Source organism: Zoogloea dura, assembly GCF_012927165.1.
Taxonomy (GTDB): Bacteria; Pseudomonadota; Gammaproteobacteria; order Burkholderiales; family Rhodocyclaceae; genus Zoogloea; species Zoogloea dura.
In genome coordinates this window covers 195,629-212,187 of the sequence record NZ_JABBGA010000002.1, presented here as the reverse complement: position 1 = coordinate 212,187, position 16,559 = coordinate 195,629, and the positions used below count along the sequence as shown (strand labels likewise).

The window sequence follows — 16,559 nt, the reverse complement described above, 5'->3', positions numbered from 1 at the left end:
GACAAAAAAAAGCGGCGTCTGTTTTGCAACAGACGCCGTCGAAATCTCCTTGGAAGGAGAGGAGGGAGAAAAACCCGGTTGCAGGGCGCCTTCAGGCGGCCTTGTTCATCTGGTTGCAAAAGCGCTGCCAGTTGGCAGACATGGCTGAGAACACCTGTTCGGCGGCCAGCAGGGGCAGCAGGCCCATGCGGTGCTGGCTGCGCACGAAGGTCTCGACATGCGGGGCGCAGAGCGTGCTCTGTTCTTCCGCGAGCAGTTCAAGGAAGCGGGCCTCGGCGGCGCCCCAGAATTCGGAAGTGCCAACCCAGCCGGTGTCGGCGGTGGCTTCACGGAGGGCCTTGCGCCAGAGGGCTTCGGCGCGTTCGATCGGGACGCCGGCCTTGCGGGCGTGCCACGGTAGTAGTTTGGGTGTCTTCATTTGCTGTTACTCCTGTATTGGGGCATCAAACAAGTGGGACCGTTTTGGAGTCAGGTGCTTCGAGTGATGTTTGTGGTGCGCTGCAATAATGCGTTTTTCAGCGTATTTCCACGTATTCACTGACTCTCCGGTGCTCTCAGTAAGCTTGTTTGTTGCATTGCACAATTTCAGTGTAGGTACTTGCCGGCCTCCCTGCAAGCGCCTTTTGGTTTTGATGCAAGTAATTCATCACGGGGCCATGGTGTTTCCGCAACACTGCGCATGACCCGGCCTGCCCGTTTCTCGGCTGGGTTGGGCGCCCGGCGGGGGTTTAGAATGGCAACCCGCTCCGCCAACCGCTTGCCCCATGTCCCAGCTTCTCGACAACCTCAATCCCGAACAGCTTGCCGCCGTCACCCTGCCGGCCCGCCACGCCCTGATCCTTGCCGGAGCCGGCTCGGGCAAGACCCGGGTGCTCACGACCCGGATTGCCTGGCTGATCCAGAGCGGCTTCTGCGGGCCCCAGGGCATCCTGGCGGTCACCTTCACCAACAAGGCCGCCAAAGAGATGGTGACGCGGCTTTCTGCCATGTTCCCGATCAACACCCGGGGCATGTGGATCGGCACCTTTCACGGCCTGTGCAACCGATTCTTGAGGGCCCACCACCGCGATGCCGGGCTGCCCCAGCTGTTCCAGATCCTGGATTCGGGGGACCAGCTGGCATCGATCAAGCGCCTGCTGAAGACCCTCAACATCGACGACGAGAAATTTCCGCCCCGTGACCTCCAGCATTTCATCAATGGGCAGAAGGAAGCGGGTATCCGCCCGGCGGCGGTCGAGGCCTGGGACGATTACACACGCCGCAGGGTCGAGCTTTACGTGGAGTATGAAGCACAGTGCCAGCGCGAGGCAGTTGTGGATTTCCCCGAGTTGTTGCTGCGCAGCTACGAGCTGCTCGAGCGCAACGAGCCGATCCGCCGCCATTACCAGGCCCGCTTCCGCCACATCCTGGTGGATGAATTCCAGGACACCAACGTGCTGCAGTACCGTTGGCTCAAGCTGCTCGCCGGTGGCCAGGGAGGGGAGGGCGGGGCCTGCCTGTTCTGCGTGGGCGACGACGATCAGTCGATCTACCGCTTCCGTGGTGCGGAGATCGGCAACATGCGTGACTTCGAGCGGGATTTCCGGGTGACCGACGTGATCCGCCTGGAGCAGAACTACCGCTCCCAGGGCAACATCCTCGACGCGGCCAATGCACTGATCACCAACAACACCAAGCGCCTTGGCAAGAACCTGTGGACCGACAAGGGGGCCGGCGAGCCGATCCGGGTTTACGAGGCCTTCACCGACACGGACGAGGCCCGCTGGATTGTCGAGGAGATCCAGTCCCTGGTGCGCGACGGCATGGGGCGGGCCGATATCGCGCTGCTGTACCGCTCCAATGCCCAGTCACGGGTGCTGGAGCACCAACTGTTTTCCAGCGGTGTTCCCTACCGGGTGTATGGCGGCCTGCGCTTCTTCGAGCGCCAGGAGGTCAAGCATGCCCTGGCCTACCTGCGCCTGATCGCCAACCCGGATGACGATACCGCCTTTACCCGGGTGGTCAATTTCCCGACCCGCGGTATTGGCGCCCGTTCGCTCGAGGCGCTGCAGGATGCGGCACGGACGTGGAACACGCCGCTGTACCAGACCGTCCCCCACCTGTCCGGCAAGCCCGGTACCTCGCTGGCCCAGTTTGTGGTGCTGATCGAGCGTCTGCGCCAGGAGACGCGGGAGCTGCCCCTGCACGAAATGGTGGACCACGTCATTGAACTGTCCGGCCTGCGGGCGCACTACAAGACCGAGAAGGAGGGGCAGGAGCGCCTGGAGAACCTGGACGAGCTGATCAATGCGGCGGCCAATTTCAGTGCTGAAGTAGGGGCCGGACAGATCCCCGGAGAGCAGCCTTCCGAAACCTCCGCCGTGCTCGCCGAGTTTCTCGCCCATGCTTCCCTGGAAGCGGGCGATCACCAGGCCGATGCGGGCATCGAGGCGGTCCAGCTGATGACCGTGCATGCGGCCAAGGGCCTGGAGTTCGACGTGGTGTTCCTGTCTGGCCTCGAGGAGGGTTTGTTCCCCCACGAGAACAGCGCCCAGGAGTCCGACGGGCTGGAGGAGGAGCGGCGCCTGATGTACGTGGCCGTGACGCGTGCCCGCCAGCGCCTTTACCTGAGCTTCACCCAGAGCCGGATGTTGCATGGCCAGGTGCGCTACAACCTGCGGTCCCGTTTCCTGGAGGAGATTCCCGAGGGCCTCACCAAGTGGCTGACGCCGCCCAGTCCTCGGCGCAGTTTCGTGTCGGAGCCCTCCACCCGCTATTACAACCCGGGCGCGGGCAAGGCGGCGGCACCGGCGATGCCCCCGCCGCCACCGCAGAAGTCCCGTGACCTGGGAGGTTTGCGCATCGGCCAGAGCGTGAATCACGCCCGCTTCGGTGATGGGGTGATCGTGGCTGCCGAAGGCAGCGGCAACGATGCCCGGGTCCAGGTGAAGTTTGCCGAAGCCGGGGCAAAGTGGCTGATGCTGGCTATGGCCAAGCTGACGCCCGTGTGAGCGTCGCCGGCTCAGCGCCGTAGTTCGTTGTGCAGGGCCGTGAATTCCTGGGCCAGCTTGTGCTTCGGGTCCAGGTGGATCATCGGCTTGGCCTGTTCGTGGCTTTCGCGGATCTTGATTGAACTGGACAGGTAGGTCTTGAAGATCGGCAGGCCTTCCTCAATCAGCTCCTGGACCAGTTTCTGGGGCAGGGTGGCGCGCGGCTGGAACTGGTTCACCACGATGCCTTCCACTTCGAGCTCCCGGTTGTGATCGGCCTTGATTTCCTGCACGTTTTCCAGCAGCGAATACAGGGCCCGCCGGGAGAAGTCGTCGCAGTCGAAGGGGATCAGGCACAGCCGGGTCGCGATCAGCGCCGAGCGGGTATAGAAATTCAGGGCTGGCGGCGTGTCGATGAAGACCGCGTCGAAGTCGTCGGCCAGCTCGTCCAGGGCGTCCCGCAGTTTAAAAATCTTGTAGCGGGATTCCAGCTTGCCCTGCAGTTCTTCCAGGTCCGGGTGGGAGGGCAGGATGGACAGGTTGGCGAAGGGGGTCGGGCGGATGAACTCGGCAGTCTTCTTGGGGTTGAACTTGAAGTTCAGGGTCTGCTCGAACAGGCCGGCGACGGTGTCGTCCGCGTCATCGGCGGCGTCGCCAAGCAGGTAGTGGGTGGAGTTGCCCTGAGGGTCCAGGTCCACCACCAGCGTGCGCAGGCCCTGATGGGCGCTGATCGCGGCCAGGTTGCAGGTGATCGTCGACTTGCCCACGCCCCCCTTCTGGTTGAACACCACGCGTCGCATTCTTTCTCCCGTCTTTGTTCTGTTCTGGATCCGCGGGATTGTGCCATGCCTTCGGGGCCGCGCCGAATTTGCCGAGGGTGCGCAAACGGCCGGGGTCGGGTAAACTCTTATTCAAAATAAAACGAAGTCTTCGCACCCCCTCCCGGAAGCGAAACTCCGGCTGGGCGGCAAATGCCGCCCGACTGTCGAAACGAGGCCAATGCTCGCCTCAGGGTACCCAGAACGCATCCAGATTTTTGCCCGGAACATCGGAGTTTTCCCCACCTGTGGCGATATGCCGATTGACTTGTGGGGAGGCCGGGCCATTTACGAGAAGAGAGAACATGGACAAGGATTTCATCGCCGCCGCCCTCGAATACCATCGTAGCCCGACCCGCGGCAAGATCGCCGTGGTGCCGACCAAGGGGCTGACCAACCAGCGTGATCTGGCGCTGGCCTATTCCCCGGGTGTGGCGGCTGCCTGCGACGCGATCGTGGCCGACCCGGCCGACGCGCAGGAATACACCTCCCGCGGCAACCTGGTGGCGGTCGTCACCAACGGCACCGCGGTGCTCGGCCTCGGCAACATCGGCCCGCTGGCCGCCAAACCGGTGATGGAGGGCAAGGGCTGCCTGTTCAAGAAGTTTGCCAACATCGACGTGTTCGACATTGAGCTGGCCGAAAACGACCCGGACAAGCTGATTGACATCATCGCCGCCCTCGAGCCGACCCTTGGCGGTGTCAATCTGGAAGACATCAAGGCCCCCGAGTGCTTCTACATCGAGCAGAAGCTGCGCGAGCGGATGAACATTCCGGTCTTCCACGACGACCAGCACGGCACCGCCATCATCTCCGCCGCGGCCATGCTCAATGGCCTGAAGGTGGTGGGCAAGAAGATCGACGAGGTCAAGGTCGTGGTGTCCGGCGCCGGTGCCGCCGCCATTGCCTGCCTTGAGTTGTGGTGCGGTCTGGGCATCAAGCGCGAGAACGTCTTCGTGTGCGACTCCAAGGGTGTGATCTACGTGGGCCGTGACGAAAAGATGGAGCCGACCAAGGCCCGCTTCGCCCAGCAGACCGCCTTCCGCACCCTCGCCGATGCGCTGGTCGGCGCCGACGTCTTCCTGGGCCTGTCCACCGCCGGCGTGCTCAAGCCGGAGATGGTCAAGACCATGGCCGACAAGCCGCTGATCTTCGCCCTGGCCAACCCGACCCCGGAAATCATGCCGGAGCTGGCCAAGGAAGTGCGCCCCGACGCCATCATCGCCACCGGCCGTTCGGACTATCCGAACCAGGTCAACAACGTGCTGTGCTTCCCCTTCATCTTCCGTGGTGCGCTGGACGCCGGCGCGACCAAGATCAACGAGGAAATGAAGCTCGCCTGCGTGAAAGCCATCGCCGAGCTGGCCGAAGCCGAGCAGTCCGACGTGGTTGCCCAGGCCTACGGCGGTGCCGACCTGAACTTCGGCCCGAACTACCTGATCCCCAAGCCCTTCGACCCGCGCCTGATCGTCAAGATCGCGCCGGCCGTGGCGCAGGCGGCCATCGACTCCGGGGTGGCCACCCGCAAGATCGACATGGACGCCTACGTCCAGAGCCTCAACGAGTTCGTGTATCAGTCCGGCATCATCATGAAGCCGGTGTTCACCATGGCCAAGGCCATTCCCGCCGACAAGAAGCGCGTGCTTTACGCGGAAGGCGAGAGCGAGCGCGTGCTGCGTGCGGTGCGTGCAGTGGTGGATGAGAATCTGGCCCGCCCGATCCTGATCGGCCGCCCGGCAGTGATCGACATGCGTATCGAGAAGTTCGGCCTCAACCTGCAGGCCGGCCGTGATTTCGACGTGGTCAACGTCGAGTCCGACAGCCGCTACCGCGAGCTGTGGCAGGAGTACTACCGTGTCATGGGCCGCGATGGCGTGACCCCCGACTCGGCCCGCGAAGCCATGCGCGCCGACTCCACCCTGATCGGCTGCATGCTGCTGCGTCGCGGCGATGCGGATGCCCTGATCTGCGGCACCACCGGCGGCTACGACCACCATTTCGATCACGTCCGCAACCTGATCGGCCTGAAGAAGGGGGCCACCTTGTATGCGGCCATGAACATCCTGCTGCTGCCCCAGCGCACCCTGGCGATCACCGACACCTACGTTAACGAGACCCCGAGCGCCGAGGAAACCGCGGAGATCGCCGTGATGGCGGCCGATGAGCTGAAGCGTTTTGGCATCGAGCCGAAGGTGGCCCTGCTGTCCCACTCCAACTTCGGCAGCGCCCGCAGCACCTCCTCCCTGAAGATGCGGGAGGCACGCGACATCCTGCGGGTCAAGGCGCCGGAATTGCAGTGCGATGGCGAAATGCACGGTGACTCGGCCCTGTCGCCGGAGATCCGTGATCGCCTGCACCCGGACTCCACGCTCAATGGCGAGGCCAACCTGCTGGTCATGCCCAACCTTGATGCAGCCAACATCGCCTTCAACCTCCTCAAGGTGGCCAATGGCGACGGTGTCTCGGTGGGCCCCATCCTGCTGGGCAGCGCAAGCCCCGTGCACATCCTGACGCCGTCGGCGTCGGTTCGCCGCCTGGTCAATATCACCGCGCTGGCCGTGGTGGATGCCGCCGAGCAGCGGGCCGAAGCGCAGCGCTGAGTCCTGACCGGCCCCGCTCCCGTCTGGGAGTGGGGCACTGCAGGGTCATTTTGGGATCCCCTCCGGTACAATTGGTCCATCATTCAATGTTCCGTTGTCCCTGAGGTGATCCCCATGCCCCATGCCATCCGTTTCGAGCGTACCGGCGGCCCCGAGGTCCTGCAGTGGGTCGAGGTTGAGGTGCCGCCACCCGCTGCGGGTGAGGTGCGCGTCCGCCATCAGGCGGTTGGCCTGAACTTCATCGACACTTACCACCGCTCGGGCCTGTACCCGGTTCCCTTGCCTTCAGGCATCGGTCAGGAGGCTGCCGGGGTGATCGAAGCGGTGGGGGAGGGTGTTGCCGAATTCGCTCCCGGCGATCGGGTCGCCTATGTGGGGGGCGCCCTCGGGGCCTACTCCGAAATCCGCAATGTTGTGGCCAGCTCCCTCGTCAAGCTGCCGGATTCCCTGTCTTTCGAGCAGGGCGCGGCGATGATGATGCAGGGCCTGACCGCACAGTATCTGCTCCGGCGGACTTACCGGGTCGAGCCCGGGGACTGCATCCTGATCCACGCCGCTGCCGGTGGCGTCGGCCTGATCGTCTGCCAGTGGGCCAAGGCGCTCGGGGCTACGGTCATTGGCACGGTGAGCTCGGAGGCCAAGGCGGAACTGGCGCGCGCCAATGGTTGTGATCACGCCATCGTCACCCCGGTGGACAGTGTCTCGGCGCGTGTGCGGGAGATCACCGGGGGAGAGGGTGTGCCCGTGGTTTACGACTCCGTCGGCAAGGACACCTTCATGGATTCCTTGGCCTGTCTGCGGCCGCTCGGAACCATGGTGACCTTTGGCAATGCCTCCGGGCCGGTGCCTCCCTTTGATCCGGGCCTGCTGGCCAGGATGGGGTCGCTGTTCCTGACCCGGCCGACCCTATTTCACTACATCGCCCGGCGCGAGGACCTGCTGGCCATGGCCGCGGAGCTCTTTGCCGTGGTGGAGGCCGGCCAGGTGCGCCTGTCCATCAATCAACGTTTTCCGCTGAAGGAGGCGGCTACGGCCCATCGTGAGCTGGAAGCCCGGCGGACGACTGGTTCTAGCGTGCTGCTGCCCTGATCATGAAACAAGTTTCCCTGTCTGCTGCACTCACGGTCCTTCTGCTGGGCTTGGCGGCGTTCCCTGCGGCGGCCGCGCCCACCGTGCCGGCCGGTGCTCCCATGGTATTGACGCCCGTCCAGGCTGCGTTCGTTCAGGCTGAAACCCGCCGCATTGAAGAGGGTTTCCTGCAGAAGGTGATGAGTATCACCGGGGCAAGCCGTGAGCAGGTGCTCAGGGCGATTCCGGCCAAGGGGCGTCTGACGGACCGCCTGGCCCGCATCTTCAGTTCCCTCGAACGGGATCTGAAGGGGCCGCTGAGCGATGAGCAGAAAGCCCTGATCTTCGCGGCTGACGGGGAGCGCAAGCAGTCGCTCCGGGATCTGCCGGCTCAGGCCGCCACGCGCTGACGCGGGAGCGCGTCAGAAAAGCTCCATCTCGCTTTCAGGTGCAGCCCGGGGCATGATCTTGCCGGTGCCGAGCAGCAGTTCGTAGCTGCAGACCTGATTCCGGCCATTTTCCTTGGCGAAGTACAAGGCTTCGTCCGCCCTGCCGACGATGTCGGGAATGGAGTCGCGGGCGTGTACAGCCGTATAGCCGATGCTGATCGTGACCCTGCCCACCTGGGGGAAGTCACGGTTCTCCACGGTGTTGCGAAAGCGCTCCAGGGCGGTTGCTACTTCTTCTTCCGAGGTGGCCCGCAGCACGACAACGAATTCTTCGCCACCGAAGCGGAACAGGCGGTCCTGGTGGCGGAAGCTCTCCAGCATGAGGCGTGCCAGCAATAGCAGCACCTCGTCGCCATAGAGGTGGCCGAACTGGTCGTTCACCCGCTTGAAATGGTCGACGTCCAGGACGGCCAGCCAGTGATTGCCCTCATCGTGCTGGACCCGCCTGCGTTGGGCCGTGGCGGCATCGCCGTCCTGGCTGCTCAGCAGATGGCCCAGGATCTTGCTCAGATTTTCGTCAAAGGTCTTGCGGTTGAGCAGGCCCGTGAGCGTGTCACGTTCGCTGTAATCGAGCAGGCTGAGATAGTTGCGATACAGCCCGAGGAAGCCCTCGGCGGTTCCCAGGTCGTCGTCGGCGAGGGGGGCGCCGCAGACGACCTCAAGTACGCCCAGGACGCGACTGTCGATCGAGATTGGGAAGCAGTGGATATGGAGGTTGCGCTCGGTGTCGTGGCGCCGGACGATCTGGCTCTGCTCAACGCTGGCGATCATTTCGGGGCGGTCGTGGAGCGGTAGGGGTTCGCCGCCCTCGTCGAATTCGGATTGGGAATAGCTCACGCCGTCCTGCCCCACGTGGGTGACCCGTGCGAGATAGGTTTCCTCGCCGTGCTGGCTGGCCTTGTAGAGATTGACCTCCTGCGCCTTGACCAGCTCGAAAAGTGCCGACGCTACGCCCAGCTCAAGCAGGGCCCTGTCCCTGTGCTGGGTGATCGACTCGACATGCTTGAGGACGTGGATCATGGTGCCGCATCGGGTGGCTGTCAGGCGAACGATATTAGCGCAGGCGGCCTTCATGTTTGCGTGGAATCGCAGTGGTCGGCGCGCAATTCTTCACGGGCCTGGGCGCTGCCTGATCGGGGGGCCGTCGATGGCCTGAGCCTGCAGGAGGAGGCGCCCTTCGGCCAGGAGCGCCCGGCACGCGGGGGTGGGCTGTGTCGGGGCGCTGCCTGGGTAGAACAAGGTAAGGCCCAGACTGGCTTCAAGCGTTTGCAGGGCGGTGACAAGGGTGGAGGAGGGTATCGACAGGGCTTCTGCCGCCGAGGCTACGCTGCCGTGTCTGGCGACGGCATCCAGCAGTTCGATCGTGTGCAGCGTGATCCGCAGGGAAAAAAAGCCGTCGTCCTGAAGTGAAGTCGGCGAGACGGGGCTTGGGGAGGGGGCTGGATGGGTTCGCATGAGTGTGCCAACGTATGAAGTGGGCATTGCGCCAATGCCGGTGAGCGCTACACTGCAGGCGATAAGGGGACGATGGCGCATTTCGTCAGGATGTGCTTTTCATTTTCGGGGAGGGTTGAACGCCGCTTCGAGGCTGTGTAAGACCTGTACCTGGGCGGGCGCTGCGCAGGGAACCTCCGGTAGGCGTCAATTGTTGTTCTGGTGCGGCTCTGGTGCGTTTGCTGCTGACTAGTGAGAGCGCTAGGTTTGTCTGATTACACCTTCTTGTGTGTTCTTGGTCAATCATGCAATTGTTGTTTTTTATGTCTTGAGAATATTGTCAAGATGGGGTTTTTTGGCGTTATCTATCTTTTTTTCGATTAAAAATGGTTTTTTGTAGATCCTCATTGAGGAATGATGATTTTGCGTGCTGTGGCTCCGGGGCCAGGGGGACGATGAGAGGCTCGAGGCAATGATCGGTGAAGCCCTCAGGCGTGTGCGAGGTCGGCTTACGTTGGATGAGCTGGCGCTGCGCATGAGTGTTCACAAGAACACATTGGGGAACTACGAGCGGGGCGAGCGGCTTCCGGATATCGATTTTCTCGCTGTTTTCGCAGCGGCAACCGGTGCTGATCTCGGAGAGTTACTGGCGCTTCGCCTCGAGGCGGGGAGGAGGGGGCTGCAGGAGCGGTCGGCCCCTGGAGGGGCTGCCGGGGCCATCCGGGAGCGGCTGGCCGAGCCGGCCGCCGACTACCGCGTATCGAGAGATGAGCTTGTCGTTGTTCCGTCCGCAGGGAATGGCCCCGTGCCGGCCGACATGGCTTTTCGCCGCGCCTGGCTGGAGGGGCAGGGGCTTGATCCTGTTGCTCTGCTGGGTATCACAGCGGAAGACGACTCCATGGCGCCGACGATCCGGCAGGGTGCCCTCGTCCTTGTGGATGCCCGGGCCGTGCCGCTTGGTGGAGATGGCATTCATGCGATCGAATACGCAGGGCGGCTGCGGATCCGGCGTCTGCAGTCCGACCTGGAGGGTGGCCTTTTCATTCGCTGTGACAACCCGGTGTTCCGTGAGATCTTTCTGTCTGGTGAGGCGCTCGCCGGGTTGCGGCTGGTCGGGCGCGCCGTCTGGAGCGGCGGGCTTCTGTAAGAAGGTAAGGAGTGGGCGCATGCGATAATCCGGATGTTGCCAATCGGCATGTGATCCCAATCTCTTGAACTACGACACATTCATCAACTTGTTGTTCAGCCGTGTTCCCCGGGCTGATCTGACCTGGGCGCTGGTGCTGGTCAACGGTGTGGTTTTTGCGTTGCTGGCCTTGTTGGGGCATGGTGTGATGCAGATCCCTTCCGATCTGTTGATTCGCTTTGGCGGGAACTTCGCGCCGCTGGTCCAGAAGGGGGAGGCCTGGCGTCTCGCCACAGCCTTGTTTCTGCATGGAGGGCTGCTCCATGTGGGTTTGAACATGCTGGCCTTGTATCAGGCGGGACAGGTGGTTGAGCGCCTCTTTGGCCGGGCCGGCTTTGCCCTGGTTTACCTGCTGGCCGGACTGTTTGGCAATGTGGCCAGCCTGTGGTGGAAGCAGGGGCCGGTCAGCGTGGGGGCTTCCGGAGCGATCTTCGGTGTGTATGGCGCGCTGCTGGCTTATCTCACCGTGCAGCGTGGTTCGGTCCCGGGCGAGGTGTTCAAGGAGATGCGCTCCGGGACCCTCGGTTTCATCGGTTACTCGCTGTTTGCCGGCTTTGCGTTGCCGGGCATCGACAACGCTGCGCATCTGGGAGGGCTGCTTGCGGGGCTCGTTCTCGGTGCGGTCATGGCGGCACCGCTGGCGGCACCGAAGCCGGTGCGCTGGCTTTCACCCCGTCTTTTGGGGGGCGTTGCCGTGATGGTCGTGCTTGGGGCTTTGATGTGGAAGCAGGCACCGGAGGTCGTACGACGCCACGAGATCGGCGCGGCCTTTCAAGAGACCTTGCAGCGTTTTTCCGTGGAAGAGCAGGAGCTGTTGCGGGAGCAGGCTTCCCTGATGGATGCGCTGCGGCAGAGGCGCGCCACCGAGGGAGCTGTGCGGGATGCGCTCGAGCACGAGTGCCTTGTGCGCTGGGAGCGGCAGATCACCCAGCTGTCCTGGCGGGAGGCGCCCGCCGGCCACGAGTGGTACCGTGATGAACTGATAGAGTATGCGACAGCCCGCCGTGATGCGGTGAAGGCCTTGGTGCAGGCGCTGGAGACCCATCAGTCGGTCTGGCTGGAGCGCTCCCGTAGCCTGCAGGTGCAGGCTGACAACATCCTGCTGCAGATCCGCCTGCGCAAATCGATGCAAGACAGCGGCCGCTGAAGGCGGTGCCTGGAGGGGGCGGAATGGGCTTTACGCAACAGATCCTGTTGATTGTCCTGCTGGTGGGCATCAGTGCCTTTTTTTCGGTGTCCGAAATCTCCGTGGCGGCGTCGCGCAAGTCGCGCCTTGCGGTGCTGGCCGAGAGCGGCGACGAGGGCGCGGCCCGGGTGCTGGCCCTGCAGGCCCGGCCGGGGCCTTTCTTCACGCTCGTGCAGATCGGTCTCAACGGCGTGGCGATCATGGGCGGCATTGTCGGCGAGGGTGCCTTCTCGCCCTGGCTGACCGAATTCCTGGGGCCCATGCTGCCGGAGGCCTACCTGGACAGCGTGGCCTTCACGCTGTCCTTCGTGCTGGTGACTTCCCTATTCATCCTGTTTGCCGACCTGATGCCCAAGCGCCTCAGCATGGCTTCGCCGGAGCGGCTGGCCAGCGCCATTGCCGGGCCGATGATCCTGCTGATCCGCTGGCTGCAGCCCTTGCTGTGGCTCTACAACGGTGCAGCCGACCTGCTCTTCCGGTTGCTTGGCGTGCCAACCGCCCGCAATGACACGGTGACGCCGGACGAGATCATCGCGGTGGTGGAGGCGGGGGCTCAGGCTGGCGTGTTGGCCGAGCAGGAGCACGCCATGATCGAGAACGTCTTCGGCCTGGAGGTGCGCAGTGCTCCTTCGGCCATGACCCTGCGCGAGAGCGTGGTGTTCTTCACCCTGGAGGAGAGCGAGGAGAGCATCCGCCAGAAGATCACCAGCCGGCCCTTCAACCGGTTTCCGGTATGCGACGGCAGCATCGATCACGTGGTGGGCTATGTGGATGCCAAGGACCTGCTCAACCGGGTGCTGGCGGGCCAGTCCCTGTCCATGAAGGCGGATGCGCCGATCAACCCGCTGCTGGCTCTGCCGGACTCCCTGACCCTGTCCGAAGTGCTGGAGCGCCTGCGCGAGGCGCGGGACGACTTTGCGGTGATCATCAACGAGTACGCGCTGGTGGTGGGCGTGATCACCCTCAACGACATCATCCGGGCCCTGGTGGGTGATGATGTGGAGCAGGTTCAGGAGGAGCAGATCCTGCGCCGCGATGACAACTCCTGGTTGGTGGACGGAGCCACCGCCGCTGCCGACCTGATGCGCGTGCTCGACATCGATGACGGGGGCGGCAGCGAGCACTACGAAACCGTTGCCGGCTTCATGATGTACCACCTGCGCAAGATCCCACGACGTACCGACCGGGTGGATTTTGCCGGCTACCGCTTCGAGGTGCTGGACGTGGACAACCACCGCATCGACCAGTTGCTGGTGAGCCGGCTCGACGGCGCCACCGGAGAAATCTCCGGCGAGGGGTGAAAGCACCCCTCGCGGACGGGTAAAATTGCGGGATGTCTGAAACCCACGCCTCCCATTCCCCCCGCTTCGTCCATCTGCGTCTCCATACCGAGTATTCGATCTCCGACGGGATCGTGCAGGTGGACTCCGCCATCGCCCGTGCTGCCGCCGATGGCATGCCGGCCCTTGGCATCTCCGATCTGGCCAACCTCTTCGGCATGGTCAAGTTCTACAAGGGCGCCCGCGGCAAGGGCATCAAGCCGATCTGCGGCGTGGATGCCTGGATCACCCAGGACACCGATCGGGACAAGCCCTACCGGGTACTGCTGATCAGCAAGAACCGCAAGGGCTACGGCCAGCTCTGCGAACTGCTGACCCGGGCCTACATGGAGAACAAGTACCGGGGTCGTGCGGAGATCCGCCGCGACTGGTTGACCGTCGACAGCGCCAGCGACCTGCTGTGCCTGTCCGGCGCCAAGGATGGCGACATCGGCCAGGCTCTGGCCAACGGCAATGCCCGCCAGGCCGAGCAGCTCGCCGCCGACTGGGCGGCGCGTTTCCCGGGCGGCTTCTACATCGAGATCCAGCGCGCCGGGCATCCGGGCACCGAAGGTTACATCCGTGAAGCCCTGCAGATCGCCTCGAACCTGGACCTGCCGGTGGTGGCTACCCATCCGGTTCAGTTCACCCGGCCGGAGGACTTCAAGGCCCACGAGGCCCGCGTCTGCATCGCCCAGGGCAATGTGCTGGCCGACAAACGCCGGCCGCGGGACTTCACCGAGCAGCAATATTTCAAGACCCAGGCCGAGATGTGCGAGCTTTTCGCCGACATCCCGGAGGCCCTCGAGAACAGCATCGAGATTGCCCGCCGCTGCTCCCTGACGATCCAGCTGGGCAAGAACTTCCTGCCCCAGTTCCCGACCCCCGAGGGCATGACCCTCGACGACTTCCTGGTGGCCGAGGCCAAGCGGGGCCTGGAGGAGCGCCTCAAGGAGCTCTACCCCAACGAGGTGGACCGGGAGGCTCAGCGCCAGCGCTACGAGGACCGGCTCAAGTTCGAGACCGACACCATCATCCAGATGGGTTTCCCGGGCTACTTCCTGATCGTGGCCGACTTCATCATCTGGGCCAAGGAAAACGGTGTGCCGGTAGGCCCCGGGCGGGGTTCCGGTGCCGGCTCGCTGGTGGCTTACAGCCTGCGCATCACCGACCTGGATCCGCTGGCCTACGCCCTGCTGTTCGAGCGCTTCCTGAACCCGGAGCGGGTGTCGATGCCCGACTTCGACATCGACTTCTGCCAGGACAACCGCTACCGCGTCATCGAGTACGTGCGCGAGCGCTATGGCAAGGACGCGGTGAGCCAGATAGCCACCTTCGGCACCATGGCCTCCAAGGCGGTGGTGCGCGACGTGGGGCGGGTGCTCGACCTGCCCTACGGCCTGTGCGACCGGCTCTCCAAGCTGATCCCGGTGGTGCAGAACAAGCCTTTGTCCCTGTCCGATGCACGGGAGCAGGAGCCCCAGATCAACGAATTGATGGCCGACGGCAACGACGGCGAGTCGATCCAGGAGCTGTGGGGCCTGGCCGAGCCCCTTGAGGGCCTGACCCGTGGCGTCGGCATGCACGCCGGCGGCGTGCTCATCGCACCGGGCAAGCTCACCGACTTCTGTCCGCTGTACATCGCCGATGGCGAGGACGCCACTCCGGTCTCCCAGTTCGACAAGGACGATGTGGAAGGCGTCGGCCTGGTCAAGTTCGACTTCCTGGGCCTGCGCAACCTCACCATCATCGAACTGGCCCTGGAGTACATCGAGCGCCTCACCGGCAAGCGGCCAGACCTGATGAGCCTGGGTTTCGGCGATCAGGCGGCCTACCAGATCCTCCGCGACGCCAACACCACGGCGATCTTCCAGGTGGAATCCGAGGGCATGAAGAAGCTTCTCAAGAAGCTCGCCCCCGACCGCTTCGAAGACATCATCGCCGTGCTGGCGCTGTACCGGCCGGGCCCGCTGGGCTCGGGCATGGTGGACGACTTCATCCTGCGCAAGAAGGGCCAGCAGGCCATCGACTACTTCCACCCGGACTTGCAGGCCTGTCTGGAGCCCACCTACGGCGTCATCGTGTACCAGGAACAGGTGATGCAGATCTCCCAGATCATCGGGGGCTACACGCTGGGCGGCGCCGACATGCTGCGCCGGGCGATGGGCAAGAAGAAGCCGGAGGAGATGGCCAAGCACCGGGAGACCATCGCCGATGGTGCCCGCAAGCAGGGCTACGACCCGGCCCTGGCCGAACAGCTGTTCGACCTGATGACCAAGTTCGCCGAGTACGGCTTCAACAAGTCGCACACGGCCGCCTACGCGGTGGTGACCTACCACACCGCCTGGCTCAAGGCCTACCACTGCGCGGCCTTCATGGCCGCCACCATGTCGGCCGACCTGGACAACACCGATACGATCAAGATCTTCTACGAGGACACGATCGCCAACAAGGTGGTGGTCCTGCCGCCGGACGTGAACCAGTCCGACTACCGTTTCGTGCCCACCGATGCCAAGACCATCCGCTATGGCCTGGGGGCGGTGAAGGGGGTGGGCGAGCCGGCAGTGCGGGCCATCCTGGCGGCACGTCAGGCTGGCGGGCCGTTCAAGGATCTCTTCGATTTCTGCTGCCGGGTGGACAAGCGTCTGGCCAACCGCCGGGTCATCGAGGCCCTGGTGCGGGCCGGAGCCTTCGACACCATCGCCCCGACCCAGCCGGCCGACCGCCACACCCTGATGGCCACGGTCGGCATCGCCATGGAGGCGGCCGAGCAGCAGGCGGCCAACGCCCTGCAGAGCGGCCTGTTCGACATTCCCGGCGAAGACGCCGGGCCGATGGTCGACTATGTCAAGGTGCGCCCCTGGGGCGACCGGGAGAAGCTCAAGGAAGAGAAGCTGGCCATCGGCTTCTTCCTGTCGGGCCACCCGTTCAACGCCTTCAAGGAAGAGGTGCGGCGCTTCGTGCGGCGCCCGCTGGCGCAGGTCGAGCCCTCCAAGGACCTGATCACCATGGCGGGGGTGGTGATGGAGGTCCGTGCCAAGATGACCGCTCGGGGCAAGATCGCCTTCGTCCTGCTGGACGATGGCACCACCCCGCGGGAAGTCTCGGTGTTCTCGGAGGTCTTCGACAACAACCGCCAGCGCATCGTGGTGGACGAGGTGCTGATCGTCGATGCCAAGGTCAGCAACGACGACTTTACCGGTGGTTTCCGCATCGTGGCCGACAAGCTGATGACCCTCGGCGAGGCCCGCGGCCGTTTTGCCCGGGTCCTGCAACTCCGCCTGAACGGCGAAGTGGGTACTGCGGGCGGGGCTGCCGCTGCGGCCGAGCGCCTGCAGAGCGTGCTGGCACCGTTCCGTGATGGCGAGTGCCCGATCCGGGTGCGCTACCGCAACGGCGTGGCCGAGGGTGATCTGCCCCTGGGGGCGGCCTGGAGGGTGCGGCCGGACGACAGCCTGCTGGAGAGCCTCAGGGAATGGTTGCCGCCCGAGGCGGTGGAGGTCATCTACGGTTGATCGGAGAGGCTGCGC

The 16,559-nt window shown here is 64.2% G+C and carries 12 protein-coding genes; 8 read left to right on the top strand and 4 right to left on the bottom strand.

Annotated elements, in window-relative coordinates; translation table 11 throughout:
- Positions 1–91: 91 nt before the first annotated feature.
- A complete protein-coding gene (locus HHL15_RS03825) occupies positions 92–418 on the bottom strand; it encodes a hypothetical protein (protein ID WP_169144496.1) in 327 nt (108 codons plus the stop codon).
- Positions 419–764: 346 nt separating this feature from the next.
- On the opposite strand from HHL15_RS03825, the gene HHL15_RS03820 reads away from it, so the two are divergent.
- Positions 765–2,990 carry a UvrD-helicase domain-containing protein gene (locus HHL15_RS03820; protein WP_169144495.1) on the top strand — a complete coding sequence of 742 codons (2,226 nt, stop codon included), beginning with the start codon at positions 765–767 and terminating at the stop codon, positions 2,988–2,990.
- An 11-nt stretch (positions 2,991–3,001) separates the two neighbouring features.
- Here HHL15_RS03820 and HHL15_RS03815 read toward each other — a convergent pair whose 3' ends face one another.
- Positions 3,002–3,769 (bottom strand): ParA family protein, encoded by a 768-nt coding sequence (locus tag HHL15_RS03815; RefSeq protein WP_169144494.1) that lies wholly within the window; start codon positions 3,767–3,769, stop codon positions 3,002–3,004.
- 323 nt (positions 3,770–4,092) lie between these two features.
- On the opposite strand from HHL15_RS03815, the gene HHL15_RS03810 reads away from it, so the two are divergent.
- From HHL15_RS03810 to HHL15_RS03800, 3 genes are all read left to right on the top strand, one after another.
- Complete coding sequence (locus HHL15_RS03810) at positions 4,093–6,387, top strand: NADP-dependent malic enzyme (RefSeq protein WP_169144493.1); 2,295 nt, start codon at positions 4,093–4,095, stop codon at positions 6,385–6,387.
- Between the two features lie 114 nt (positions 6,388–6,501).
- Complete coding sequence (locus HHL15_RS03805) at positions 6,502–7,476, top strand: quinone oxidoreductase family protein (protein ID WP_169144492.1); 975 nt, start codon at positions 6,502–6,504, stop codon at positions 7,474–7,476.
- 2 nt (positions 7,477–7,478) lie between these two features.
- Positions 7,479–7,865, top strand: a complete 387-nt coding sequence (locus HHL15_RS03800) for a hypothetical protein (RefSeq protein WP_169144491.1) — start codon at positions 7,479–7,481, stop codon at positions 7,863–7,865.
- Positions 7,866–7,877: 12 nt separating this feature from the next.
- On the opposite strand, the gene HHL15_RS03795 is transcribed toward HHL15_RS03800, so the two are convergent.
- Positions 7,878–8,924 carry a GGDEF domain-containing protein gene (locus HHL15_RS03795; RefSeq protein ID WP_169144490.1) on the bottom strand — a complete coding sequence of 349 codons (1,047 nt, stop codon included), beginning with the start codon at positions 8,922–8,924 and terminating at the stop codon, positions 7,878–7,880.
- A gap of 90 nt (positions 8,925–9,014) precedes the next feature.
- A complete protein-coding gene (locus HHL15_RS27000; RefSeq protein ID WP_169144489.1) occupies positions 9,015–9,359 on the bottom strand; it encodes a helix-turn-helix domain-containing protein in 345 nt (114 codons plus the stop codon).
- 451 nt (positions 9,360–9,810) lie between these two features.
- Between HHL15_RS27000 and HHL15_RS03785 the strand changes: the two genes are divergently transcribed.
- The 4 genes from HHL15_RS03785 to dnaE all read left to right on the top strand — a co-directional run bounded on the left by HHL15_RS03785 (position 9,811) and on the right by dnaE (position 16,544).
- Positions 9,811–10,485 (top strand): XRE family transcriptional regulator, encoded by a 675-nt coding sequence (locus tag HHL15_RS03785; protein WP_169144488.1) that lies wholly within the window; start codon positions 9,811–9,813, stop codon positions 10,483–10,485.
- A gap of 64 nt (positions 10,486–10,549) precedes the next feature.
- Positions 10,550–11,671: a rhomboid family intramembrane serine protease gene (locus HHL15_RS03780; protein ID WP_169144487.1), complete on the top strand. Its 1,122-nt coding sequence runs from the start codon at positions 10,550–10,552 to the stop codon at positions 11,669–11,671.
- 23 nt (positions 11,672–11,694) lie between these two features.
- Positions 11,695–13,011, top strand: coding sequence for a hemolysin family protein (locus HHL15_RS03775; RefSeq protein ID WP_169144486.1), 1,317 nt, complete (start codon positions 11,695–11,697; stop codon positions 13,009–13,011).
- 32 nt (positions 13,012–13,043) lie between these two features.
- Positions 13,044–16,544, top strand: coding sequence for a DNA polymerase III subunit alpha (dnaE, locus tag HHL15_RS03770; protein ID WP_169144485.1), 3,501 nt, complete (start codon positions 13,044–13,046; stop codon positions 16,542–16,544).
- Positions 16,545–16,559 lie beyond the last annotated feature (15 nt).